This is a genomic window from Bacteroides sp. Marseille-P8574, from assembly GCF_902825465.1.
In the GTDB taxonomy this organism is placed as follows: Bacteria; Bacteroidota; Bacteroidia; order Bacteroidales; family Bacteroidaceae; genus Bacteroides; species Bacteroides uniformis.
On the sequence record NZ_CADEBE010000002.1, the window covers coordinates 1146293 to 1171054 of the forward strand.

A 24762-nucleotide genomic window follows, 5' to 3' on the forward strand; every position below is an offset into this window, starting at 1 on the left:
TTTAATCTATAACAGAAATGACTATGAATACAACAGAAATCCCCGTACTGCTGTTGACCGGTTATCTGGGTAGTGGCAAAACGACGTTGGTAAATCACATCCTTTCTAATAAACGTGGCATTAAGTTTGCCGTTATCGTCAATGACATAGGCGAGGTGAACATTGATGCAGACCTTATACAGAAAGGTGGCGTGGTGGGAAAGAAAGAGGAAAGTCTGGTAGCTCTACAGAATGGTTGTATCTGCTGTACGCTGAAGACAGACTTGATAGAGCAGATGTTCGAAATCATGAAGATGCAACGCTTCGACTACATAGTGATTGAGGCGAGTGGCATCTGTGAACCGGAGCCTATTGCCCAAACACTCTGCTCCATTCCTCATATGGGAGGAGCGTATACTAAATACGGTATTTGCCGCTTAGACTGCATTACCACCGTGGTGGACGCCTTACGTCTGCAAAGTGAATTTTCTTGCGGAGATGATTTGACACGCAAAGGCATTGATGAGGAAGATATAGAAAACCTCATCATTCAGCAGATTGAGTTCTGCAATATTATCCTGCTGAACAAAGCAGCAGAAGTACAGCCCGAAGAATTAAAACGTATCAAGCAGATTATCCGCACCTTGCAACCCGGTGCCGAAATTATAGAGTGCAACTATGCAGATGTAGACCTGGATAAGATTATCCATACCCACCTCTTTAACTTTGAGCGTGCCGCAACTTCTGCCGGATGGATTCGTGGCATAGAGCAACAAGTAAGCGAAGAGGAGGAAAAAGAGGCGCATTACCATCATGAAGAGGGTCATCATCACCATCACGAAGATGAACATCATCATGAAAGCGAACATCATCACGAGAAATGTCATCACCACCATCACGAAGGAGGTGAAGTAGAAGAATACGGTATTGGCACATTTGTCTACTACCGCCGTCCTGCATTCGACATTCATAAGTTCGACCACTATGTCGCTACCAAATGGCCCCGCAGCGTTATCCGCGCCAAGGGTGTCTGCTACTTCAGCCACAACCGCGACATGTCCTTCCTCTTTGAACAAGCAGGTATACAGAAGAAAATAACTGAAGCCGGACAATGGTATGCCACCGCTCCCGAAGAAGACATGATAGAACTGATGCGCCAAGAACCGGGATTGCTAAGAGACTGGGACGAACAATACGGCGACCGCATGCTGAAGATAGTATTCATCGGACAAAATATGGATAAAGAGCAAATCATCCGCGACTTGGACAAATGCCTTGAATAACTTCCTAAAAAAGTGCTCCCCGTCATTCCGATCTTAAGAACAACGGGGAGCATCGTCCCACGCGCGTAACTCTATTTTAAGAATCAGGAACCATATCAATTCTCCGTAAAACGGAACATTTTGAAATACACCTTCTGCTCTGTGTCGGATACATTCACCAACCTCATCTTCGCAACACTCAACTCCTTGAGAGATGCCTTCACCTGCGTTCTGTATCCCGGTTTCAAATCCACCGCCTGCCAGTTTGTACCATCCGAAGTTACTTCCAGTTTAAACTTAGAATTAGCCACCTCCGCATCTCCCAAATCAATAAGTACCGAATTCAACTGGCGGGCATAATCCATCGAAATGGTCAGCACACCGCCTGCCTGCCAGTTGATGACTTCATTGGACGGAATAATTGTATTCACCTTTCCCTTCTGCTGAATAGGAAGCGAAGCCAACTGATTCACGTCGCTCTTCAACGTGTAGGGAGAATAAACAGCCTTTGTATCAAGCCCGGCATGGAACGCTGCATTATAGCCCGTTGTCGCCGCTTCGAACAAAGCATTGAAAGTAGGCATCAGATGCAGGCTGCCGCTCTTTATGCCCGCTTTATATTGGGCATCCGTCTCACCCATCAGCACCAGCAGGGCGCGGGCGTGTTCGTAGCTACCTATAAATGCATCCTTCTGCTGGCGCAGGCGTATCATGTTCAACACCTCCGCACCATACTCTCCCACTTGTTTGAACTGAATGAGCCAAGGCCTTATTTCAGTTATCAACGGACGATTCTCATTTCCCGATGCAAGCAATCCATCAGCGGCAACGATTATCTTCCGGCATTCCTCAGCTACCTGCCGATAGGCATCTTCATCTATCTCGCTTTTCTCTTGATAAGCTTTCAACAAGGCAGAGAGAGCAGGCTGAATGGCAAGGGACTCTTCACGGCGGAAACGATGTCCATTCTGTCCCGGGTCGGAATTATGAGCAGCGAAGATTTCCAAATATTCGGCATGAAGTGGCATAAGGTCTCTGACTGCATGTTTCCAAGAAGTTTCACTATCATAATTCTCCATATTCCAAGTATAATCAGCTACACTGTACAGAGAGATTTTGGAAGCCTCGGCATGTTCCATCGGATTGGAAACAAAAGCAGACATATCATCTTTTATATCAAGCCCGTTTCCATAAACCGGCCCTAGCAGCAAATGGTCTTGTACATAATCCGAAACGGGGAAATTCCACCAAATATACGCCTTACGTTTCAGCAGCGGATTGACGAAGTCCAGCGTAGACTTATCTATAGTAGCAACTACCATATCACCGGTCCACATCACCTTGATACCCTCGTTCAACTTATCACCAAGCGTAGTGAGATAGCCTCCTTCTACATCGGTCCATGACTTGTTGTACTCTGTGGGACACAATATCAATGGTGCAACATCCCGCTTGACTTTTACAAAATGGTCGTCAATATAGTTCAACAGTTCAGCCTGCTTGTCCGCCTTTGTCCCTTCACCCGAAATATCATCAAAGAAAACGGCAAAACCACGCACACCCAACTGGTACATGCTTTCGAACTTCTGCAACAATAACGAGCGGTCTTCTTCATTCCAGCGAATATCCTGACCCGGATGAATGGCCCAATAGAAAATGACATTGTTCTCCTTCGCCCTATTTACCAATACCTTCAGTTGTTCTCCTTCTTGGGCAGGATAAGGCTTGCGCCAGTTGGGAGTCCGGTGATAAGGGTCGTCTTTCGGTCCATAGATATAGACATTCATTTTGTTCCGACCATAAAAATCAAGCTGGCGTATACGCGCCTCCTGACTCCAAGGAGCACCGTAAAACCCTTCCACCACACCCCGATAGGGAACATCGGGATAGTCCGTCACTTCAGCCAAAGGCAGCTTACCCAAAGCAAGCAACTGCGCAAGAGTCTGTACACCATAGTACGCTCCCCGCTCGTCAGCACCGGCTATGACGATGCAGTCTTTTTCAATTTTCAGGAAATAACCTTCGGATTTGCGTGGAATCCTATGTTGGTATTTCTTGATAATCTTATCTCCTTTCACTCCTATATATACACGGAAAGAAGCGCCAAGCACCTCTTCCGGCATCAATGAACGGAGTAAAGGCAACGCAGGTCCGTCCTGCACGGAATTGCCGGAAAGGATCTGGTATTGTTGGGGAATATCAACAGAATCTTTTTGCGTAATATATTCTTGGGGAGTAGGTTGCAAATGAAATTCTTGCGCACAAAGCGTCGCTGTCGTCAACATACCGAATGCTCCCAGTAATAGTAATTTTTTTCTCATAAGCGGATTATTAAATTAAGGAATATCTATGTATTAAGAAAACTCTTCCATGCATTCAAGGTTGATACGTTCAAAAATAAGAAATAAATATGAAAACACGTACAAATACAGACATTTATTTCAGTTTAAAGATTCATTTATTCTGCATCCGTTTGAGTTCATCGCACACTGCCGGATGCAGGAAGTAGCGTACATCTTTTCCCTCCTCCATGGCTCGACGGATAAAAGTGGAGCTGATTTCGAATACCGGAGAAGAAACAGTCCGTACATTCTGCGGTAAAGAGGCAGTCTCTACCGGATAGCCGGGACGAGGATAAACCAGAAGATGATTTTCGGCAATAATGCGTTCCGACTCGTACCAACGGTGGAACAGCTTCCAGTTGTCCGAACCAATGACAAGATGGAAAGTGTGTTGGGGATAAGTCCGTTTCAGCACGTCCAACGTATGAACAGTATAAGAAGGCCGAGGCAGATGGAATTCAAAATCGGAAGCGCGAAACTTGGGATAACCCTCAGTGGCTAGCTGCACCAGCTTCAAACGTAACTTGTCATCCATCAGATCGTTTTCTTCCTTCAGCGGATTGTGGGGGGTGACCATAAACCACACTTCATCCAGGTCCCCGTATTCGCAAAGATAGTTGGCGAGGGCCAAATGTCCGATGTGTATCGGGTTGAATGAGCCGCTGAAGATTCCTATATCCACTATTCTATTAATTTAAACAAGAAAATCACAAAGGGTGTCCTTTCAACGCACGCCAGGCAGTCCATGAATTGACAGCCGTCACCACAGCAATAAGAAACATCGGAATGCTTGTCCGAGATTCCTGATAATGTATATACAAGATACCGACAACAAGGGCACAAAGAAATAAGATGCAGTTAATAATCAGCAATGCCCTATTGAGCTTCGGATTATTCTTCTTTTTCGGTGCCAACTGGTTATGCAGTCCTCCATTTTGCTTCATGAGTTCAAAAATTGAGTAATTACTTTCAAGGCTTCCGCTTTAGCTGTTTCCAAGTCATCATTCACAATCACCGTATCAAATCTCGATGCAAAGCCCAATTCATATTCGGCTTTCGCCACGCGACTCTCTATCACTTCGGGAGCATCTGTTCCGCGTCCTACCAGGCGCTTGCGCAATTCCTCCACCGAAGGCGGTTGAATGAAAACAGACAATGCACGTTCACCATAGAATTTCTTAATATTGCAACCACCCACTACATCCACATCGAACACAACATTCTGCCCGGCAGCCAATTGTTTTTCCACCTGCTCCTTCAGTGTCCCGTAAAAACGGTCCTGATACACCTCTTCATACTCCAAGAATTCATCATTGGCTATGCGGTGGCGGAATTCATCGGGAGTCAGAAAGAAATATTCCACTCCATCTTCCTCCGTTCCGCGAGGCGGGCGACTGGTTGCCGAGATGGAAAATGAGAGATTCAGATTCTGAGTCAGCAGATAGTTGATAATCGTCGACTTTCCGGAACCCGAAGGGGCTGAAAATATGATAAGTTTTGCCATGAAATTTAAATCACATTACATTCAATACTTGTTCCTTGATTTGCTCCAGTTCATCCTTCATCTGAACGACAATCTTCTGCATCTCCGCATGATTGGACTTACTGCCCAAGGTATTGATTTCACGTCCCATCTCCTGAGCGATGAACCCTAACTTCTTGCCTTGGCCGGTTCCGGTTTCCAGCGTATTGATAAAATATTTCAGATGATTGCCAAGACGCTGTTTTTCTTCGTTCACATCCAGCTTTTCGATGTAGTAGATGAGTTCCTGCTCCAGGCGGTTCTTGTCATAATCCACACTCAAGGTCTTTTCCAGTGCATCTGTAATACGTTCCTTCACTTTGGCTACACGCTCTTTCTCATAGGGAGCGATAGTCTCCAACAGATGGGAGATGTTGGAGATCTTCTCACGGAACTTCTTTTCAAGGGCAGCTCCTTCCTGCTTACGGAAGTCCACCAGCGCACCGACAGCCTTTTCCACAGCCGAATAAACCACAGTCCATTCTTCCTCACTCAGTTCCTGCGTTTCATTCTTGGTCATCACATCCGGCATGCGGAGCAACGTGGCAAACCAGTCCGTCGCATCCGGTACAGGTATTCCAAGATTTTCGGATATGGCACGAATCTGCTTGTAGTATCCCTCCACCAATGTCTGATTGATGGGAGTGGCACTTTCCGCACTCTCTTTCTTTTCTATCCAAAGGCTGAAATCCACCTTTCCGCGTTCCAGTTTCCGTGATATTTCATTACGGATTTCCATCTCTTTCTCACGATAAAGCGGAGCAATACGAGCAGATAAGTCCATTGCCTTACTATTGAGCGACTTTATTTCAACGTTGATTTTCTTATCAGGCAGTTCGACGGTTGCTTTGCCGTAGCCTGTCATGGATTGTATCATAATGTTATAGTTTTGCGCAAAATTACACGATTATTTTAATTAGTGAAAATAATCACGTAAATTTGCCACAATAAAATCAAGAATAAAAGTTATGTCATGTATCTTGCATATTGAAACGTCCACTTCTACCTGCTCCGTAGCCGTGAGCGAGGACGGACAGAACGTTTTCAAGAAAGAGGACCTGAATGGCCCTTCACACGCCGTTTCATTGGGAGTCTTTGTGGACGAGGCGCTATCCTTTGCCGATAGCCATGCCATGCCGTTGGATGCAGTCGCCGTAAGCTGCGGCCCAGGTTCGTATACCGGGTTGCGTATCGGCGTGTCAATGGCAAAAGGTGTCTGCTATGGACGTAACCTGCCACTTATCGGACTGGAAACCCTGAAAGTTCAGTGTGTACCGGTATTACTCTACCACGATGAGCTACCCGACGACGCACTGCTCTGTCCCATGATTGACGCCCGCCGCATGGAAGTCTATGCTGCCATCTACGACCGTGCCTTGAAACCGGTGCGCGACATTGGAGCCGATATTGTGGACGAAAGTTCCTACCTGAAATTCTTAGAGCAACATCCCGTCTACTTCTTCGGTGACGGTGCGGCCAAATGCAAAGAGAAAATCACGCATCCCAATGCACACTTCATCGACGGCATCCAACCTCTTGCCAGCATGATGTTTCCGTTGGCAGAGAAGGCAATAGCCGAACAAGACTTCAAGGATGTGGCCTATTTCGAGCCCTTCTATTTGAAGGAATTTGTAGCCGGCACGCCAAAGAAACTTATTTAGGGTTTAGCGATTAGGAATTAGGGATGAATACCATGCGGTATCACTGCGTAGCCCATTAATCACTAACCACTAATCGTTAAACCCTAATCACTAATCATTGAACATTAATCACTAATTAAAGATGCAATATAACACCCAACAAAAACGGATGCCCCTGCCCGAATATGGTCGCAGCATCCAGAATATGGTAGACCACGCGCTGACAATCGAAGACCGCGCAGAACGCCAGCGTTGCGCAAATACAATCATCAACATCATGGGAAACATGTTTCCCCATTTGCGCGATGTGCCCGACTTCAAACATAAGCTGTGGGACCACCTTGCCATCATGGCCAACTTCCAACTGGATATAGATTATCCGTACGAGATTATCCGCAAGGACAATCTGAACACTAAGCCGGAGAGTATCCCCTACCCCAGTACCAAAATCCGTTACCGCCACTACGGCCGTACGCTGGAAGTACTGATAAAGAAAGCTATCGAATTCCCGGAAGGAGACGAGAAACAGAACTTGATAGCCCTCATCTGCAATCACATGAAGAAAGATTACATGGCATGGAATAAAGATACCGTCGATGACCGTAAAATTTCAGATGACCTCACCGAACTCTCTGACGGAAAACTGCAAATGACAGACAGCATCGTCCGACTCATGGCCGAACGTATTGACCAGAACTACCGTCCGAAGGTGAATAACCAAAATAACCGGAATAACAACCGGAACAATAAACGAAAATACTAAAATTGAATGATTAGCGATTAGTGGTTAGTGATGAATGTCATGTGGCATCACCATGCAGACCACTAATTACTAATCACTAACCCCTAATCACTAACTTCATGGCATCATTTGTAATCGAAGGAGGACACAGACTTTCCGGTGACATTTACCCCCAAGGAGCAAAAAACGAGGTGTTGCAAATTATCTGCGCCACATTGCTCACTGCCGAAGAGGTGACTGTGCACAATATCCCGGACATACTGGACGTCAACAACCTTATCCAATTGATGCGGGATATGGGAGTCAGCGTATCTAAAAAAGGCATTGACACTTACAGTTTTCAAGCTGCCGACATTGATTTTGCCTATCTGGAAAGTGACGCGTTCCTGAAAAAATGTTCCAGCCTGCGCGGTTCCGTCATGCTGGTGGGGCCGATGGTGGCACGTTTCGGCAAGGCCATGATTTCCAAGCCGGGCGGAGACAAGATAGGACGCCGCCGTCTGGATACACATTTTATTGGTATCCAAAATTTAGGAGCCAACTTCATCTATAATGAGAAACGTGGCATCTACGAAATATCAGCCAAACAACTGCATGGCAGTTATATGCTACTCGACGAGGCATCTGTAACGGGAACCGCCAATATTGTAATGGCAGCAGTCCTTGCCAGAGGCAAGACCACCATCTACAACGCCGCCTGCGAACCCTACGTGCAGCAACTTTGCAGAATGCTGAACCGGATGGGAGCTAAGATAGAAGGCATCGCCTCCAACCTCCTGACTATCGAAGGAGTGGACGAGCTGCACGGAACCGAGCATACCATCCTCCCCGACATGATTGAAGTGGGTAGTTTCATCGGCATGGCAGCCATGACCCGTAGCGAACTGACCATCAAGAATGTCTCCTACGAGAACTTGGGAATTATCCCCGACAGTTTCCGCCGCCTCGGCATCAAGATGGAGCAGCGAGGAGATGACATTTACGTGCCCTCACAAGAGACGTACCAGATAGAGTCCTTTATCGACGGCTCCATCATGACCATTGCCGACGCACCCTGGCCCGGACTGACACCAGACTTGCTCAGTGTGCTGCTGGTGGTTGCCACCCAGGCAAAAGGCAGTGTACTCATTCACCAGAAAATGTTCGAAAGCCGCTTGTTCTTTGTGGACAAGCTGATAGATATGGGAGCGCAAATTATCCTCTGCGACCCGCACCGCGCCGTTGTCATCGGTCACGACCACGGCTTTAAACTACGTGGCGGCAACATGACCTCGCCCGATATCCGTGCGGGCATCGCCCTGCTGATAGCTGCCATGAGTGCGGACGGCATCAGCCGCATCCACAACATAGAGCAGATAGACCGTGGCTATCAGAACATCGAAGGGCGACTGAATGCGCTCGGAGCAAGAATAACAAGAATAGAATAAGATGATAAAGAGAGAAGAAGTATATAAGATAGGTATATTCAACAAGCCCCACGGCATTCACGGAGAACTATCGTTCACTTTTACGGATGACATCTTCGACCGGGTGGAAGCCGAATACCTAATCTGCCTGCTGGATGGTATACTGGTGCCTTTCTTCTTGGAAGAATACCGTTTCCGCTCCGACACCACCGCCCTTGTCAAACTGGAAGGTGTGGACACGGCAGAACGCGCCCGCATGTTCACTAATATTGAGGTCTACTTCCCCGTAAAGCATGCAGAAGAGGCAGGACCAGGTGAACTGAGTTGGGACTTCTTCGTCGGTTTTCGTATGGAGGAAGTACATCACGGCACGCTGGGAGAAGTGACGGACGTGGACACATCGACCATCAACACACTGTTTGTGGTGGACTATCAGGGAGAAGAACTGCTGGTGCCGGCACAAGAAGAGTTTATCATAGACATTGACCAGAAGCACAAGGTCATCACCGTAGACCTGCCGGAAGGTTTGATAGCTTTGGACGAAACAGAAGAGGTATGAAAAAGAAACGAAGAAAAGCATTTTGGAGTAACATCAAGTTTAAGTACAGACTGACGATTACGAACGAAAATACCCTTGAGGATATCATCACGTTGCGCGTATCCAAGCTGAACGGACTGTCCGTATTACTCTCCGTGTTGTTCGTATTGTTTCTCATCGCCTCCTTGATTGTAGCCTTCACCCCGCTGCGCAACTACCTGCCCGGATATATGAACAGTGAAATCCGCGCCCAGGTAGTGGAGAATGCCTTACGCGTAGATTCCCTCCAGCAACTGGTGAACAGACAGAACCTTTATATCATGAATATCCAGGACATCTTCCAGGGCAAGATAAAGGCAGATACCATACACTCCATCGACTCGTTAACCCACCTGCGCGAAGATTCGCTCATGGAACGCACACAACGGGAAGCCGAATTCCGCAAACAGTACGAGGAGACAGAAAAGTACAACCTGACAAGCATCACTGCCCGCCCCGAAATAGACGGACTGATTTTCTACCGCCCCACACGCGGCATGATTTCATCTCCCTTCAATGCCGAAACAAAACACTTCGGCACGGACATTGCCGCCAATCCGGGCGAAAGCGTATTGGCCACCTTAGACGGTACCGTCATACTGAGTACCTACACTGCCGAGACGGGTTATCTGATAGAAATACAGCACAACCAGGACTTCGTGTCAGTCTACAAGCACTGCGGCTCTCTGCTGAGGCGGGAAGGCGATGCGGTGAAAGGGGGTGAAGCCATCGCACTGGTAGGAAACACCGGCGAGCTGTCCACCGGTCCCCATCTTCACTTCGAGCTGTGGCATAAGGGCAGGGCCGTAAATCCCGAGCTTTACATCGTATTTTAATCTCCAAATAGTAAACTGTAAATAGCATAATAGTAAATGAAACAGATTGCCATACTCGGTTCTACCGGTTCCATCGGTACACAAGCATTGCAGGTCATCGAAGAACATCCCGACCAGTACGAAGCATACGTATTGACCGCCAATAACCGCGTAGAGGAACTCATAGCCCAGGCACGCAAATTCAAGCCTGAGGCAGTGGTAATAGCCAACGAATCGAAATACACGCAACTGAAAGAAGCGCTTGCCGACCTACCTATCAAGGTATATGCCGGTGCAGATGCCCTCTGCCAAATTGTGACCGAAAATCCCATTGATATGGTATTGACCGCCATGGTTGGATATGCAGGACTGAAGCCCACCATGAATGCCATCCGCGCCCGTAAGCCGATAGCCCTTGCCAACAAAGAGACGCTGGTGGTGGCGGGAGAGCTCATCAATGACCTGGCACGCTTCAGCGGTGTCCCCATCCTGCCCGTCGACTCCGAGCACTCCGCCGTTTTCCAGTGCCTGGCCGGCGAGATAGGCAACCAAATAGAAAAAGTGATACTGACTGCCTCCGGAGGTCCGTTCCGCACCTGCACCATGGAGCAACTGGCAACCGTCACCAAAGCGCAAGCACTGAAACACCCCAATTGGGACATGGGCGCCAAAATCACGATAGACTCTGCTTCCATGATGAACAAAGGGTTCGAGGTAATCGAAGCCAAATGGCTGTTCGGTGTACGTCCCGACCAGATAGAAGTCGTGGTACACCCGCAATCCGTCATCCACTCCATGGTACAGTTTGAGGACGGTGCCGTGAAAGCACAACTGGGAATGCCGGACATGCGCCTGCCCATCCAATACGCCTTCTCCTATCCCGACCGGTTGAAAGCCTCTTTCCCGCGCCTGGACTTCAAGCTGTGCACGGAACTGACGTTCGAGCAACCGGACATCACCCGTTTCCGTAACCTCGCCCTGGCCTACGAAGCGCTACATCGTGCAGGCAATATGCCTTGCATTGTCAATGCCGCCAATGAAGTGGTGGTAGCCGCCTTCCTGCAGGACAAAATTTCGTTCCTTGGCATGAGTGAAGTAATAGAAAAGACCATGTCGCGTGTATCCTACTTACAGAAGCCCACCTATGAAGACTATGTGGCTACGGATGCCGAAGCCCGACGGATAGCAGAAGAGCTGATTTGATAGATACACCGGAATGAAAAGAATTATAAAAAACATCTACTCATTTGATACGTTAAATAAGAAAACGTACCTTTGCGAAAATTATAAAAATCGTAAAACAGCAAATAATTAGATGGAAACATTCTTGATTCGTGCCCTGCAACTCATTATGAGCCTCTCGTTGCTCGTTATTGTTCATGAGGGGGGGCACTTCATTTTTGCGCGTTTGTTCAAGACGCGGGTAGAAAAGTTCTGCTTATTCTTTGACCCTTGGTTCACATTATTCAAGTTCAAGCCCAAACACAGTGACACGGAATACGGTATCGGATGGCTACCCTTAGGCGGCTATGTAAAAATAGCAGGTATGATAGACGAATCTATGGATACCGAACAGATGAAGCAACCCATGCAGCCATGGGAGTTCCGTGCCAAACCGGCATGGCAACGCCTGCTGATTATGGTAGGCGGTGTATTGTTCAACTTCCTGCTCGCATTGTTCATCTATTCCATGATACTTTTTACTTGGGGCGACGAATATATACCAGTACAAAAAGCCACATTGGGTATGGATTTTAACGAAACAGCCAAAGCCATAGGCTTCCGCGACGGCGATATCCTAATATCTGCCGACGGGGTACCGTTCGAACGCTATGACGGCGACCTGCTGACCAGTATTGTCGATGCCCGCCAGGTAAGCGTATTGCGTGACGGGGAAGCTGCTTCAGTCTACATCCCCGAAGACATGATGAACCGCTTGCTGGCAGACAGTGTGCGTTTCGCCAGTTTCCGTTTCCCTTATGTAGTCGACAGCCTGATTGTAGGATACCCTGCCGCTTCCGCCGGTCTGCAAGTGGGCGACAGCATCACCCACTTGGATGGAAAGTCAATAAGCTACTACGACTTCAAAGAAGAGATGCTGAAGCGCAAGAAAGCCAACGCATCCCATGAGGTAACCTTAACATACGTCCGTAACGGTGTAACAGATACTTTGAGCATGATAACCAATGCCGACTATGAAATAGGCGTGGCAGCACGTACAGCAACCGACAAGCTGCTGCCCGTTGTCCGTAAGGAATACAGTTTCCTTTCCTCTTTCCCTGCCGGCGTATCTTTGGGGGTAAAGACTCTGAAAGGCTACGTAGGCCAGATGAAATATCTCTTCTCCAAGGAAGGAGCCAAGCAACTCGGAGGTTTCGGAACCATCGGCAGTATTTTCCCCGCCACGTGGGACTGGCACCAGTTCTGGTACATGACGGCATTCCTCTCCATCATCCTTGCCTTTATGAATATTCTGCCCATCCCCGCACTGGACGGCGGACACGTGTTATTCCTCATTTACGAAATCATTGCACGCCGCAAGCCCAGCGACAAGTTTATGGAACGTGCGCAGATGGTGGGCATGTTCCTCTTGTTCGGTTTGCTGATTTGGGCAAACTTCAACGATATACTGAGGTATTTCTTTTAAAGAACAAGACATAAAAAAACGCATCATCCATTCGCAGTAGAACGGATGATGCATTTACATCAAACAGATGATGTGTTCGGGGCAAGCAGACGATGCGTTTGAGCCAAACACATCATCTGTTTTTTCTGTGTCTTATACCAAATGGCCGATCCACTCTTCTCTATCGCCCGGAAGCAGGTCTATTACCGGAACTTCAACCATTGTATAGCAACCCGGCTGCTGACGCATAGCGGCACGCGCCACACATACCAGCACTTGTGCCGTGAGGGCAGGATTGTTAATACGCATGTTGAACTCAAATAGCTGGTTCTGCGTCTTGCCGGACACACCCTTACGGGTCAAGTTTACCCCATGACCCATATCGAGCAGTGCATCCACACTCGGAACCAATTTTACATGTGTTTCGTCATTCACGAAGTACGGGTCGGCTTTGATGGCTGCAGCCACCTTATCAAATTCGTAACCATCCTTCAACTCAATGTACACCATACGACGGTGAATGCCGGTTCCTGTAGGAATAGTCATGGAAAGAGCTGCTTTCACACCTTCGATGGCCTTTACAGCCACGGTGTGTCCCATGCTCATACCCGGACCAAAATTAGTATAGGTAATGCCTTTCGGAGCAATGGCTTCCAGCATAGTGCGGACAATGGAGTCACTACCCGGGTCCCAGCCGGCAGAAATGATGGATACCGTATTATGCTTTTTAGCCTCTGCATCCAGTGTGCGGCGCAAGGCAGTGATACCCGTATGGATATCGAAACTGTCCACAGTATGAATGCCTAAAGCAAGGATCTCCTTTGCATACTCTTCCACCTTGCGGGTAGGCGTACAAAGGATAGCAACATCCACGTCTTTCAGTTCCTTGATATTCTTCACAACGGGATATGCACTCAGTTCCGCAGGACAGTTTTCAGCTCCGGCACGGCGTACTACACCGGCAATTTCGAAATCGGGAGCTGCTTGCAGGGCTTCGAGCACATAATGCCCGATATTACCATAGCCAACGATGGCCGCTCTTACTTTTTTCATTCTTTTTATGAATTTATTTATCAGTTTTCTACTTTATCGGCGCAAAAGTAAGCATTTTAATTTATTATATCGGCAGAACTCCCTGCTGTTTCACACAGTTTTTCTTTTTTTAGTGAGTGAAAGTCCAATAATAATTCATACATTCGCAGATGATATGTATGCAAGGCGCATTTTGGGCCGACAAGTAAAAGAATTATGATAGAATACATCAGAGGCGGAATTGCCGAACTAAGTCCGGCAACCGCAATAATAGACTGCAACGGATTGGGATACGGCGTCAATATTTCATTGAACACGTATGCCGCCATCCAGGGCAAGAAAGAATGCAAACTATATATATACGAAGCTATCCGTGAAGACGCCTATGTCCTCTACGGATTCGCCGACAAGCAGGAACGCGAACTATTCCTGCTGCTCATCTCCGTTTCAGGCATCGGCGGAAATACAGCCCGCATGATTCTCTCGGCACTCTCGCCATCCGAACTGATAAATGTCATCAGCACGGAAAATGCCACTCTACTGAAAACAGTCAAGGGTATCGGGCTGAAAACAGCCCAACGGATAATTGTGGATTTAAAAGACAAAATCAAGACCGGCAGCGTTGTAGCCGGCAACGCAGGGACCATAGGTACACTGGTATCGGCAGCCAACGCACAAGTACAAGAAGAAGCCGTAGCCGCCCTTACCATGCTGGGCTTTGCACAAGCCCCCTCACAAAAAGTAGTGCTTGCCATTTTGAAGGAAGAACCAAGTGCACCGGTGGAACAAGTCATCAAATTGGCATTAAAAAGACTATAACCTTTATCTAAAACAAATCATGACAACAATCAACATGCAATATTGGTTGGGGGCCAATGAACGCACCCGCGTACTGCCAACAGACAAATGGTACCTCGACTTCGCCACAAGCATCCTGCCCCTCGTCAAAGCCTCTCCTCTGTTCAACAAGGAAGAGCTGCGTACCCAAATTGACGCAGCCATCTCCCTCGGCATGTACTTTCAAGATGCCATTGCCCAAAGCGGAGGCTGGAAACTTTTCTCCGAAGCCTTTCAGGGAGTATACGGAACTTACCTGCCGTTCTATCCGCTGAGTGACGATTATACGCCCGATGAAATAAATCAGGAAGACATTGCATTCGTACTGTGGACATTGAAATCACAATTCAGCATTTTTGACAAGGAATACACCTTGTTCAGTCCTTATGACAAAGACCTGCTTGCATTAAGCCAAAGCGCCTATGAACTGATGGATGCACGTTTCGAAGAAGCTCCCATCAGCAAGGGAGAATCTTCCTTCCTTTGGGTAATGGGACTTGATTTACTGGATATACCCATTACTCCGCTGCCGGAAGTCACTCCGGAAACCAAACTGAGCAAAGATGCCGCCCACTGTCTGGAATACAGCCAGGGGAAACCGCTGCTATACTTCACCGATTACAAGGAGCTTTGCACTTTCTTTGTCAATGTCTTGGGATGGGAAAACAAACGGTCCGCATTATTGCCCGACCTGGAATACAAAAAAGAGTTCGTGATTTATGCCAACGCCAAAGGTATGCTCGTAGCCCACAACGTGGCCGCCTATTTCTGTGAAGAACATAACCCGATGTACGATGCCAAACGCGCTGCTGCAGAGGGTTACAAGATGTTCTGCCAACCTGGAGAGTGTCCGTTCGACCTGCTGAAATACGGAATGACCAAAGGAATTCTACCCGATGTGGAACTTCCCTTCTTGAAAGGAAAAGAAACACTGCATCAATATTGGGACTTTATAGCCCGCTACTACTTATGTGAATATTATGAAGGCGAGTAACCATTCCGGCATAAAGCCCAAACGGAGCAACAAGGCCAAGCCAACCGGAAAACGGATTGGTAAATCCAAACCTTCGAAAGCGAATAATCAGCTTAACAGAAGGGTAAAATAATTGAAAATGGATAATGGAAAAATAAACAGTGCAGCGTATTTATTGAAACCGCATGGCAATTTTCCATTATCCATTATCAATTTTCAAAGTTCCACAATCTCTTCCTTACACAACGTCAGTTTCTCCACTCCTTCTGCTGTTACAACCCAAGAGTTTTCGATACCGACGGGACCAATGCCTGGCAAAACAATCTTCGGTTCCAAAGCAAAGACCATGCCCGGTTCCAGCTCCTGCTTCATGCGTGGAGCCAGCACCGGCATTTCATTGATTTCCAGTCCGATGCCATGACCGATAAACTTGGCTTTTTGAGTGGCTCCCATAAAGTTGTCGGCAAAGCCCGCTTTGGTGACAATATCGATAGCGAGATTGTAAAGGTCCTCACAAACAGCACCCGGTTTCGCTTTTTCTACAACAGCCTCTTGTATGTCCAGGCAAACTTGATGGGCAACATATGCCTTTTCCGGCAGCTTTCCGATAGAGAATACACGGCTCATGTCTCCCATATAGCCATAGAAGTTACCCCCCATATCAACCATAAAGCTCTGACCGGGCTGCAACAGTGCACCGTTCACACTGATAGGCAGTGACGGGTCAAGTCCCTCGCCTCCCAGAGCAAAATCATAGGGGGCAGGCGCAGTGGCATTGTCTCCTGCCAGCAGACTTCCCATAAAAATCTCCATACTTTGTCCGAAGGTACGAAAAATACCCAGACAACCTTCCAGACGCATCAGGCGCTCTATTTCGATGGATAACTGGCGGTCTGTCATTCCTGGTCTATAAACCGAGGGTATTTGTTCGTAAGCTTTAGCATGTGCAATGCCAGAACGACGGAACATCTCAATCTCTATTTCAGTCTTGACACTTCGGGCCTTCCGGATAAGTGCCGTACCACAAGGAAGCACCTCCGTTTCAGGGAAACACGCAGCCAAACGGTTATATTCCGTAAAAGACAACTCATCCCCCTCCAGCATCAACCTCGCAGGTATGGGCAAACCACATTCCTTTAGTAAGTCAGGCAGTTGTTCCGGTTTACGGATAGGATGAATATGTTCCCCTTCAATATTGTTAGGACGTTTGATGAATAAACGGGCGGGAGCATTCAACGGCAGATACAAGTAACCGCTGACGACACGTCCGTACGTATAGATTAAGTTTACATTGCAAGCGATAAGAGCGGCATCAATCTCTTGTTGAGCCATGAGAGAGCGTATTTTATCACGTCTCAGTTTCAATTCAGGTAGTAACATCTCTTTGTCATTTATGGTTTCTCGGATACAAAGATACAACTTTTTTAATTGAGAATAAAAAAAGTACTGCCCGATACCTTCACAGGCGTAGAGCAGCACAAACCACAAATACAAATACAACTAAACAAAGTTTCTCTCTTAGATAATTCCCTGACCCATCATGGCATGAGCCACCTTCATGAAACCGGCGATATTCGCTCCCTTCACGTAGTTGATGTAGCCATCGGGTTCTGTCCCATATTTTACGCATTGAGCATGAATTCCGTGCATGATGGCGTGGAGTTTTTCATCCACTTCGGCTGCACTCCAGCTGAGGTGCATGGCGTTCTGCGACATTTCCAGTCCGCTGGTAGCCACACCACCTGCATTGACAGCCTTGCCCGGTGCATACATAATCTTATTTTCAATGAAAAGATCGATAGCTTCGGGCGTACATCCCATATTGGAGATTTCTCCTACACATGTCACCTTGTTGTCAATGAGATGTTGTGCATCTTCGCCGTTCAGCTCGTTCTGAGTAGCGCAAGGCAGAGCGATGTCCACTTTCACTTCCCACGGGCGTTTGCCTGCCACGAAAGTAGAGCCGGGGAATTCGTCGGCATACGGTGCCACGATATCGTTGCCCGACGACCGAAGTTCCAGCATATAATCTATCTTTTCGCCACTGATACCATTCGGATCGTAGATGTAACCGTCTGGACCGGAGATGGTAACAACCTTGGCACCCAATTCGGTAGCCTTGGTAGCAGCACCCCAAGCCACATTTCCAAAACCGGAGATAGCCACGGTCTTGCCCTTGATGTCAATGCCTTTTGTCTGTAACATTTGGTTTACGAAATACAAGCCACCAAATCCTGTTGCTTCAGGACGAATCAGCGAACCGCCAAATTCCAATCCTTTACCGGTAAATGTGCCCGTAAATTCGCGAGTCAACTTCTTATACATACCGAACATATAGCCCACTTCGCGACCGCCTACACCGATATCACCGGCAGGAACATCCATATCCGGACCGAGGTGACGCCACAATTCCAGCATGAAGGCCTGACAGAAACGCATGATTTCAGCATCGCTCTTTCCGCGCGGAGAGAAGTCGGAACCACCCTTACCACCGCCCATAGGCAATGTAGTCAAAGCATTCTTGAAAGTCTGCTCAAATCCCAGGAATTTGAGGATAGAAAGATTTACGGAAGCATGGAAACGAATACCGCCTTTGTACGGGCCAATGGCATTGTTGAACTGCACACGATAGCCGAGGTTCGTCTGAACTTCACCCTTATCATCCACCCACGTTACACGGAAAGTAAAGATACGGTCAGGTTCAACCAGACGTTCTATAATTTTCGCTTTCTCGAACTCAGGATGTTGGTTATAGATATCTTCGATGGAAAGAAGAACTTCCTTTACGGCTTGAAGATACTCAGACTCGCCGGGGTGCTTTGCCTCTAAAGAGGCCATGATACGTTCGATATTCATAATATTACGTTTTAAAGGTTATTACCTTGTTGACTTCACGCTATTCAAACAAAATGTCAATGAATAACACCGCAAATATAGGAAAACTTTTCAAAACAGCTAAATTTTACGGTTATATTTTGATTAAAGAATGATAAAATGTCAAATCCCCGGCATTTTTTCCTCAGCCAAAAGTGTTCCATTCTTCCGTTTTTCAGCCAACAATTCGCTATAACGGTATAAAAATAGAAAAAATATAAAAAGAGAACAAGCAAAATGACAATAATGTCATAATTCCGGGTTTAAAAAACACCTTCCGAGGTTCACCTTCCATCAAACTTCGCTACTTCGGATAGTTTTTAGAGCTTTTATGGCAGTTTTCAAACCTTATTCTGCCTAATAATGGCTAACATTGCAACCTAAACCAAAGGTTGACATCCACATGAGAAAGACACTATTATTCTTATATCTTCTATCTGCCGGTAGCATTGCCGCATACGGGCAAACTCGCCTGACCCAAGACCCCGAACTGGAACGGCAGCTCCATGAAAGCGGGCTGGTACACCAACCCCTACCCCTAAACATCGAGCACTCTTTCGAAGCCAACGGATGGAAAAAGGAAGTCCTGCAAAACGCTCCCCTCACCCGCTCGGCAGGTACAGAGGGATGGAGTCATTCCGGCGCAGGAAGCATGTCCTTCAGTACGGAAAAGACCGTTTCCGGAAAAGGCAGCATCAAACTGCAATTTCCTACATTCACCGGAAAAAGAGCGACCGGCTCTCCTTCCGACCCCGACTATGCCACCTATGGAAACAGCGGTGTCACTTATCATCTGGACGGTGCCAACCTGGAAAAGTACAACCGCATTGCATTCTCCATCTACCCCGACTGCGACGGGGCACGTATCGTCAACATGAACCTCACATTCCATAATGCAGATACTCCTGCCAAGAAAGGGTACAATCCACCTTCGGGTTCGCATCTTATCAACCTTGTCAACAAGAAGTGGAACCAATGCTTCCTCGAAATAGACGAGTATCAGCGCGACAAAGTAATGTCCATAAGCTTCAGCACAGCCCTCAAAGGCAAGGACCGGACAACGGGAGATTCAGCAACCTACTACTTAGACAACCTCCAGTTGCAAACAGTGAAAGCCCCCGAGAAAGTCAGCGGATGGATACCTGCCGATGGAAAAATCTCCTATTCGACAACCGGCTATGCCATCAATCACCCTAAAACCGCCCTTATCAACACAAACGTCACCATAGATGCCGGTAAACGCTTCCAACTGCTTACCACGGACGGAAAAGTGGCTTACGAAGGAGACATCCGGGAAGAGACAACCACCCTCGGACGATTCGGTCTCATCGACTTCACCTCCTTCGACCTTCCCGGAGAGTATCGGCTGAAAGCCGGCAATTCATTGACCCCTGCCTTTCGGATTGGAGAACGGCTTTGGGAAGATTCACAATGGAAAGTGCTGAATTTCATCTTTTGCCAACGCTGCGGGCATCCAGTTCCCGGCAAGCATGCCTCCTGCCACGCAGACCTGATGTCCCGGCATGACGGACGCAGTATCTCCTACTCCGGTGGATGGCACGATGCGGGCGACTTGTCCCAGCAGACCCTGCAGACGGGAGATGTGGCTTTCGCCCTGCTCGAAGCCTATAATAAACAAAGAAACCCCAACCCCACCCTCGCCGCCCGCCTGCGCGAAGAAGCGGAATGGGGAGTGGAGTTTATGCTAAAGAACCGCTATGGAGACGGCTACCGCGCCAGCAGCATGGGATTGCTAATCTGGCAGGATGGTGTATTCAACACACTGGACGACATATCTTCTGTACGCGTGCAGAACATGGCATTCGACAATTTCCTCTATGCCGGATATGAGGCGTATGCCTCCATGACGCTAGACAACGACCCGATGCAGCAGGAATATCTTCTGCGCGTGGCCGAAGAAGATTTCGCTTTCGCCATGGAGAAATTCAAGAAAGACGGTTTCGACCAGTTCGTCCAGCCTTACGAACACAGCTACAATACTTCAAAAAGCCAGTACATGGCTACCATCTCCTGGTCGGCAAGCCAATTATACAAGCTGACCGGAAAGCCTTCTTATGCGGACATCGCCGCCGAATACATCCGCTATACCCTCGACTGCCAGCGTACGGAACCGCTGAAAGACCAAGACGGGACACGCGGATTCTTCTACCGGGACAAATCCCGCAAATCCATCGTACATTACATACACCAGTCGCGCGAGCAGGTCTATATGCAGGCCATGGTGATGCTTTGCGAAACCCAGAAGGAGCACCCCGATTATCCTAAATGGGTGAATTCCATACAACTATATGGAGAGTATCTGAAAGGAATGATGAAGTATACCCATCCCTACGGCATGATTCCAAGCGGTGTTTACCATGCAGAGGAATATAAGGATACCACCAACTTCTACGCCCTCCATCTGTTTCCACCTGCCAATGCCAAGGAACTGTACACGGAACAGATTAAACGAGGAGTACAACTGGACAAAGAGCACTACATGAAACGCTTCCCCGTGTGGTTCAACATTTTCAACGGCAATACCGCCATCCATCTTTCCAACGGAAAGTCCGCCGCCATCTGCGGAAACTTCCTGAAGGACAAGGAACTGCTCAACATCGGTCTGGAACAGTTGTACTGGACCGTAGGCAAGAATCCTTTCGGACAATCCTTGATTTATGGAGAAGGACACAACTATCCGCAACTGAATACCTTCTCTTCGGGAGAAATGACAGGAGAGATGCCCGTTGGTATCCGTACCCTGGGTAACGACGATGTCCCCTATTGGCCGCAAACCAACAATGCCTGTTATAAAGAGGTATGGGTTACCTCGGCAGGCAAATGGCTGTCTCTGACTGCGGAATATTAGATAATGGAGAATTAATAACTTATAAATTACAAATTATGAAACATCTGCTTATTTTATTGTTTACGGCTTGCACCTTGCTGACGTACGCACAAGTCCCCGAAGGTTATCCGGCAAACTATGCCAAAGCTCCTCGCTTCAAGGCCTTGATTTATTACACGCAACATGCGGAAGAAGCACACGTACAATTTGCAGAACAAGCAACCACTTTCTTCAAGAAGCTCAATTACGGTGACGGCTTTGTTCTGGATATTACTACCGATTTTTCAAAATACCCATACGAGAAACTGAAAGAATACAATGTCATTATCATGCTTAACACATCCCCCAACACCAAGGCCGAACGCGATGCTTTTGAGCAATACATGGAAAACGGAGGCGGTTGGGTAGGTTTCCACGCAGCAGCCTACAACGACAAAAACACGCATTGGCCCTGGTTCGTTAAGTTTCTTGGTGGTGGGGTGTTCTATTGCAACAACTGGCCTCCCCAGCCGGTATTGGTCGAAGTCGACAACGAAGAACATCCCGTTACCAAGAATCTGCCTGCATCATTCGTGGCTCCCGCCAGCGAATGGTACCAATGGACTCCCAGCCCCCGCCAGAACAAGGACGTAGAGGTACTCTTGTCCCTATCTCCCAAGAACTATCCACTGGGTATCAAGGATGTAGTGAATTTTGGCGACTTCCCCATCGTATGGTCCAACAAGAATTACAGAATGATTTACCTGAATATGGGGCATGGTGACGAAGAGTTTATCGACGGTACACAGAACCTGCTATTGGTTAATGCTTTCCGCTGGGTAGTGAGCAAAGACAAAAGCGGCAACCCGTTCCTCAAATAAAACGGTTTCCATAACAGCAATCAAGAGAATAAATAGGGGATAATTCCCCTATTTCCTATGTTAACACTACGTTTTTATGCCGAAACAGATACTTTTCCTTCGAAAAGTATCTGTTTCGGTCGTTTTATATAGATACCCTTGCCGGTTCCCAACGGGCCGGAATGACAGTTTCATATCGTTGAAACCAAAAGTTTCACTTGCTGAAACTTTTAGTTTTACGAAAGAAAACAAAATATTTCAATATAACTCTCTGAAGATGAGATGAATGTAGAGAGTTTAAAAGATGCAGGTAACGATTTAGATATGGAAGTCCTGCTTCGGATTACACTGCTTTGCATAGTTTCAAATAACTCATATACAAAAGTAGGAAATATTGGGGATATAACAAAATTTTTTCTTGTTTGTTTTTTTATATAAATCTGATTATTAAAGTATTAATAAGCACAGTTGTACTTTTATTGATACCTACCTGTCATAGAATAGCCGGGAACAGAGCCTTCCGGCTATTTTTTTGTCCCGGCTTGGCGTTTTCTGTCTTTTTTTGGCGGTTGCTCAACGGTTGAGTAACCAATGGCTTTATAATATCTCCGTAATATTGCACCATAAACAATAAAAACAAGGTCATTATGAATAACAGAAGAACTGCACCTGGTGGGCAGATGACCCACATGCTCAGTACCATACTCGCCAAAGTAACCAACATTGAAAAGTTACTGGCTCCTGCCATACATAACTTGCCCGACAGCGAGATACTGGATTCAAAAGGCGTGCGCCTGCTTACCAAAATGTCCGACAGGACACTTCTAAGACGCCGCAATGACGGTTCGTTGCCTTTCCACCGTGACAAGGGGAAGATTTACTATCGCCGTTCGGACGTGCTGCGTGCCATGCTGCTGGAAAAAGAAGAACACTCTAAAAATAAAAGGTTATGAGAAAGATGATTAAGGTTGAAAGCGGCTCGTTCGCCGCACTCGTGAGAAGTTACAAGAAGTCCCTCAACATGTTGGCCGTGCTGCAACATATCTGCGAGGATAACTGTGTAGAACTCTCCATGCTGCCCGATGAGGTTTGTGAGCTGATAAACCTCGATCCGGCAGAGATTGAGAAGCAGCGTTTGAGCGGACGGCTGCGTTTTGCGGAAGAGGAAAACGGGACCAGGCATTATTCGATTGTGGATATAATCAATCTGAAGGATTCCATTGACTGGAAGGTTATTAACAGACAGGTGGAGAGCCTTTCCTTTGAGGAAGAGGAATGACGGAGTGCCCTTCTTCCCATTACAGATAAGAGTATGGCCGGCAGACCGGATTTATCCGGGTGCCGGCCATACCTTTGTCATTTCCTGAAAAGCGGCTCTTTACGGCAAACTTAGGATATTTTTTTCAGTCCGTTTGACGGGGCGGCAATTTCCATTGGGGGGACATGCCTTGCCTTCCGTGGCAGGTCCGGTGTATCGTCACTTTCGCCTGTCGCTTTCTCTCCTTTTATTTCCGTTCCGTCATCCGTTCCGCTTTCATGCCCGCCTGCCGGTTTTATGGTAAGCTGTATTTTTCGGTTCAGCGTGGCAAGTTCCTCATTCAGCCGCTTGATTTCCGCATCCTTGGGCCATGAAGCCGCCACAATCTCCTGAAGGACCGGGATGTCCTTCGACAGCTCTGCGTTCTCCTTTTCCCGTTTCTCTATCATGGCGGGAATGCGTTCCAGCGCATTGATGAAGTTCATGACGGCCAGTTTCGGGTCTTTGGCTATATAACCGTTGTTGTAGGTATATTTGATACCGTCCAGTCCCTCGACCATGAATTTGTTCTGCAAGGTCTGTGTGTCCCCGTCACAAATCCTCTCGGTACGGACAAGGATGCGGAAATCGGACAGGGTTCCGATTTTCATATAGTCATCCTCCGTCCGGACATTCCGGTTGATTGCGGCAAGCCGGTTGCCGAGTATCTCCACATTGTCCGAATCCACACCGTCCAGTTTCAGGGGATTGGGACGGAGTCCGGTTTCCGTATCTGCGGGTATCACCTTGTTGAAATATTCCCAGTCCCTGGTGAAACGCCCGATAAAGGTGTTGTTTTTTTCTATTCCCGAAGTCCTTTCATTCAGCTTGCCTTTCGCGTTTCCCTTGTTACGGTAGAATGCCTGCCTCTCGCTTTCGAGGACCGCCAGTTTCTTGTCCAGCTTGGCCTTTTCCAGCAGGTCGTCGTTGCCCGAAAGGATGGCCACGTATTCGCTGAAACTGCCGCCTCCGTTTTCGTCAATCGCCCCCTCGTCAATGGTACGGGCGGCCAGATTGCGGCTTTTGAGCTGGTTGATGAACACCTGCTTGTTTTGCAGCAGGTTGAACTTGTAGCTGTCCAGTGACTTCTCCACCGCATAGATATAGCAGTCCACCTTGTTGTCGGCGTACTGCTTGGCGATGATATTGCC

23 protein-coding genes are annotated in these 24762 nt (G+C 47.5%); 14 read left to right on the top strand and 9 right to left on the bottom strand.

The window, feature by feature from the left end; all coding sequences use genetic code 11:
* The first annotated feature begins 23 nt into the window (after positions 1-23).
* On the top strand, positions 24-1262 hold the full coding sequence (locus HUX74_RS17430; protein ID WP_117600499.1) for a GTP-binding protein: 1239 nt from the start codon (positions 24-26) through the stop codon (positions 1260-1262).
* A 95-nt stretch (positions 1263-1357) separates the two neighbouring features.
* Here HUX74_RS17430 and HUX74_RS17435 read toward each other — a convergent pair whose 3' ends face one another.
* The 5 genes from HUX74_RS17435 to HUX74_RS17455 all read right to left on the bottom strand — a co-directional run bounded on the left by HUX74_RS17435 (position 1358) and on the right by HUX74_RS17455 (position 5982).
* Entirely contained in the window at positions 1358-3562 is a 2205-nt protein-coding gene (locus HUX74_RS17435) for a beta-N-acetylglucosaminidase (protein WP_174647101.1), read from the bottom strand.
* A gap of 133 nt (positions 3563-3695) precedes the next feature.
* Positions 3696-4265 carry a nicotinate (nicotinamide) nucleotide adenylyltransferase gene (nadD, locus tag HUX74_RS17440; RefSeq protein WP_174647102.1) on the bottom strand — a complete coding sequence of 190 codons (570 nt, stop codon included), beginning with the start codon at positions 4263-4265 and terminating at the stop codon, positions 3696-3698.
* Between the two features lie 25 nt (positions 4266-4290).
* A complete protein-coding gene (locus HUX74_RS17445; RefSeq protein ID WP_117600501.1) occupies positions 4291-4527 on the bottom strand; it encodes a hypothetical protein in 237 nt (78 codons plus the stop codon).
* Positions 4524-5087 (bottom strand): guanylate kinase, encoded by a 564-nt coding sequence (gene gmk, locus HUX74_RS17450; RefSeq protein ID WP_117600502.1) that lies wholly within the window; start codon positions 5085-5087, stop codon positions 4524-4526. Before gmk ends, HUX74_RS17445 begins: the two co-directional genes overlap by 4 nt.
* Positions 5088-5097: 10 nt before the next feature.
* Positions 5098-5982, bottom strand: a complete 885-nt coding sequence (locus HUX74_RS17455) for a YicC/YloC family endoribonuclease (RefSeq protein WP_174647103.1) — start codon at positions 5980-5982, stop codon at positions 5098-5100.
* Positions 5983-6073: 91 nt separating this feature from the next.
* On the opposite strand from HUX74_RS17455, the gene tsaB reads away from it, so the two are divergent.
* The 7 genes from tsaB (at position 6074) to rseP (ending at position 12932) form a co-directional block, all read left to right on the top strand.
* The gene (gene tsaB, locus HUX74_RS17460) at positions 6074-6766 is read left to right on the top strand and encodes a tRNA (adenosine(37)-N6)-threonylcarbamoyltransferase complex dimerization subunit type 1 TsaB (protein WP_174647104.1); all 693 of its coding nucleotides are present in this window, start codon (positions 6074-6076) and stop codon (positions 6764-6766) included.
* Between the two features lie 121 nt (positions 6767-6887).
* On the top strand, positions 6888-7508 hold the full coding sequence (locus HUX74_RS17465; protein ID WP_117600504.1) for a DUF4290 domain-containing protein: 621 nt from the start codon (positions 6888-6890) through the stop codon (positions 7506-7508).
* A gap of 98 nt (positions 7509-7606) precedes the next feature.
* Positions 7607-8914 carry a UDP-N-acetylglucosamine 1-carboxyvinyltransferase gene (gene murA, locus HUX74_RS17470; protein ID WP_117600505.1) on the top strand — a complete coding sequence of 436 codons (1308 nt, stop codon included), beginning with the start codon at positions 7607-7609 and terminating at the stop codon, positions 8912-8914.
* Between the two features lies 1 nt (position 8915).
* Complete coding sequence (gene rimM, locus HUX74_RS17475; protein ID WP_005826980.1) at positions 8916-9452, top strand: ribosome maturation factor RimM; 537 nt, start codon at positions 8916-8918, stop codon at positions 9450-9452.
* Complete coding sequence (locus HUX74_RS17480) at positions 9449-10306, top strand: M23 family metallopeptidase (protein ID WP_117600506.1); 858 nt, start codon at positions 9449-9451, stop codon at positions 10304-10306. The genes rimM and HUX74_RS17480 overlap by 4 nt, the downstream gene beginning before the upstream one ends.
* A 36-nt stretch (positions 10307-10342) precedes the next feature.
* Positions 10343-11488: a 1-deoxy-D-xylulose-5-phosphate reductoisomerase gene (locus HUX74_RS17485; protein ID WP_117600507.1), complete on the top strand. Its 1146-nt coding sequence runs from the start codon at positions 10343-10345 to the stop codon at positions 11486-11488.
* A 112-nt stretch (positions 11489-11600) separates the two neighbouring features.
* Positions 11601-12932 carry an RIP metalloprotease RseP gene (gene rseP, locus HUX74_RS17490; RefSeq protein ID WP_117600508.1) on the top strand — a complete coding sequence of 444 codons (1332 nt, stop codon included), beginning with the start codon at positions 11601-11603 and terminating at the stop codon, positions 12930-12932.
* Positions 12933-13064: 132 nt separating this feature from the next.
* On the opposite strand, the gene HUX74_RS17495 is transcribed toward rseP, so the two are convergent.
* Positions 13065-13964, bottom strand: coding sequence for a diaminopimelate dehydrogenase (locus HUX74_RS17495; RefSeq protein WP_044467617.1), 900 nt, complete (start codon positions 13962-13964; stop codon positions 13065-13067).
* A 195-nt stretch (positions 13965-14159) separates the two neighbouring features.
* Here HUX74_RS17495 and ruvA point away from each other — a divergent pair, with 195 nt between their 5' ends.
* Both ruvA and HUX74_RS17505 read left to right on the top strand, forming a co-directional pair.
* Positions 14160-14762, top strand: a complete 603-nt coding sequence (ruvA, locus tag HUX74_RS17500; protein WP_005833022.1) for a Holliday junction branch migration protein RuvA — start codon at positions 14160-14162, stop codon at positions 14760-14762.
* A 19-nt stretch (positions 14763-14781) separates the two neighbouring features.
* A complete protein-coding gene (locus HUX74_RS17505; protein WP_009038001.1) occupies positions 14782-15774 on the top strand; it encodes a DUF3843 family protein in 993 nt (330 codons plus the stop codon).
* 195 nt (positions 15775-15969) lie between these two features.
* Here HUX74_RS17505 and HUX74_RS17510 read toward each other — a convergent pair whose 3' ends face one another.
* Together HUX74_RS17510 and gdhA are read right to left on the bottom strand one after the other, a co-directional pair.
* On the bottom strand, positions 15970-17133 hold the full coding sequence (locus tag HUX74_RS17510) for a Xaa-Pro peptidase family protein (protein ID WP_005827001.1): 1164 nt from the start codon (positions 17131-17133) through the stop codon (positions 15970-15972).
* 138 nt (positions 17134-17271) lie between these two features.
* Positions 17272-18609: an NADP-specific glutamate dehydrogenase gene (gene gdhA / locus HUX74_RS17515; RefSeq protein ID WP_057097530.1), complete on the bottom strand. Its 1338-nt coding sequence runs from the start codon at positions 18607-18609 to the stop codon at positions 17272-17274.
* A gap of 421 nt (positions 18610-19030) precedes the next feature.
* Here gdhA and HUX74_RS17520 point away from each other — a divergent pair, with 421 nt between their 5' ends.
* The 4 genes from HUX74_RS17520 (at position 19031) to HUX74_RS17535 (ending at position 23593) form a co-directional block, all read left to right on the top strand.
* Positions 19031-21496 carry a glycoside hydrolase family 9 protein gene (locus HUX74_RS17520; protein WP_174647105.1) on the top strand — a complete coding sequence of 822 codons (2466 nt, stop codon included), beginning with the start codon at positions 19031-19033 and terminating at the stop codon, positions 21494-21496.
* A gap of 35 nt (positions 21497-21531) precedes the next feature.
* Positions 21532-22335: a ThuA domain-containing protein gene (locus tag HUX74_RS17525; protein ID WP_005827023.1), complete on the top strand. Its 804-nt coding sequence runs from the start codon at positions 21532-21534 to the stop codon at positions 22333-22335.
* A gap of 626 nt (positions 22336-22961) precedes the next feature.
* On the top strand, positions 22962-23267 hold the full coding sequence (locus tag HUX74_RS17530) for a DNA-binding protein (protein WP_005651667.1): 306 nt from the start codon (positions 22962-22964) through the stop codon (positions 23265-23267).
* Positions 23264-23593 (top strand): hypothetical protein, encoded by a 330-nt coding sequence (locus HUX74_RS17535; RefSeq protein WP_005655143.1) that lies wholly within the window; start codon positions 23264-23266, stop codon positions 23591-23593. Before HUX74_RS17530 ends, HUX74_RS17535 begins: the two co-directional genes overlap by 4 nt.
* 110 nt (positions 23594-23703) lie before the next feature.
* On the opposite strand, the gene HUX74_RS17540 is transcribed toward HUX74_RS17535, so the two are convergent.
* Positions 23704-24726: a hypothetical protein gene (locus tag HUX74_RS17540; RefSeq protein ID WP_174647106.1), complete on the bottom strand. Its 1023-nt coding sequence runs from the start codon at positions 24724-24726 to the stop codon at positions 23704-23706.
* Positions 24727-24762: the final 36 nt, after the last annotated feature.

Coding starts and splice junctions, on each gene's coding strand:
- HUX74_RS17430 (WP_117600499.1), top strand. CDS start 24: ATGAATACAACAGAAATCCCCGTACTGCTGTTGACCGGTTATCTGGGT.
- HUX74_RS17435 (WP_174647101.1), bottom strand. CDS start 3,562: ATGAGAAAAAAATTACTATTACTGGGAGCATTCGGTATGTTGACGACA.
- HUX74_RS17445 (WP_117600501.1), bottom strand. CDS start 4,527: ATGAAGCAAAATGGAGGACTGCATAACCAGTTGGCACCGAAAAAGAAG.
- gmk (WP_117600502.1), bottom strand. CDS start 5,087: ATGGCAAAACTTATCATATTTTCAGCCCCTTCGGGTTCCGGAAAGTCG.
- HUX74_RS17455 (WP_174647103.1), bottom strand. CDS start 5,982: ATGATACAATCCATGACAGGCTACGGCAAAGCAACCGTCGAACTGCCT.
- tsaB (WP_174647104.1), top strand. CDS start 6,074: ATGTCATGTATCTTGCATATTGAAACGTCCACTTCTACCTGCTCCGTA.
- HUX74_RS17465 (WP_117600504.1), top strand. CDS start 6,888: ATGCAATATAACACCCAACAAAAACGGATGCCCCTGCCCGAATATGGT.
- murA (WP_117600505.1), top strand. CDS start 7,607: ATGGCATCATTTGTAATCGAAGGAGGACACAGACTTTCCGGTGACATT.
- rimM (WP_005826980.1), top strand. CDS start 8,916: ATGATAAAGAGAGAAGAAGTATATAAGATAGGTATATTCAACAAGCCC.
- HUX74_RS17480 (WP_117600506.1), top strand. CDS start 9,449: ATGAAAAAGAAACGAAGAAAAGCATTTTGGAGTAACATCAAGTTTAAG.
- HUX74_RS17485 (WP_117600507.1), top strand. CDS start 10,343: ATGAAACAGATTGCCATACTCGGTTCTACCGGTTCCATCGGTACACAA.
- rseP (WP_117600508.1), top strand. CDS start 11,601: ATGGAAACATTCTTGATTCGTGCCCTGCAACTCATTATGAGCCTCTCG.
- HUX74_RS17495 (WP_044467617.1), bottom strand. CDS start 13,964: ATGAAAAAAGTAAGAGCGGCCATCGTTGGCTATGGTAATATCGGGCAT.
- ruvA (WP_005833022.1), top strand. CDS start 14,160: ATGATAGAATACATCAGAGGCGGAATTGCCGAACTAAGTCCGGCAACC.
- HUX74_RS17505 (WP_009038001.1), top strand. CDS start 14,782: ATGACAACAATCAACATGCAATATTGGTTGGGGGCCAATGAACGCACC.
- HUX74_RS17510 (WP_005827001.1), bottom strand. CDS start 17,133: ATGTTACTACCTGAATTGAAACTGAGACGTGATAAAATACGCTCTCTC.
- gdhA (WP_057097530.1), bottom strand. CDS start 18,609: ATGAATATCGAACGTATCATGGCCTCTTTAGAGGCAAAGCACCCCGGC.
- HUX74_RS17520 (WP_174647105.1), top strand. CDS start 19,031: ATGAGAAAGACACTATTATTCTTATATCTTCTATCTGCCGGTAGCATT.
- HUX74_RS17525 (WP_005827023.1), top strand. CDS start 21,532: ATGAAACATCTGCTTATTTTATTGTTTACGGCTTGCACCTTGCTGACG.
- HUX74_RS17530 (WP_005651667.1), top strand. CDS start 22,962: ATGAATAACAGAAGAACTGCACCTGGTGGGCAGATGACCCACATGCTC.
- HUX74_RS17535 (WP_005655143.1), top strand. CDS start 23,264: ATGAGAAAGATGATTAAGGTTGAAAGCGGCTCGTTCGCCGCACTCGTG.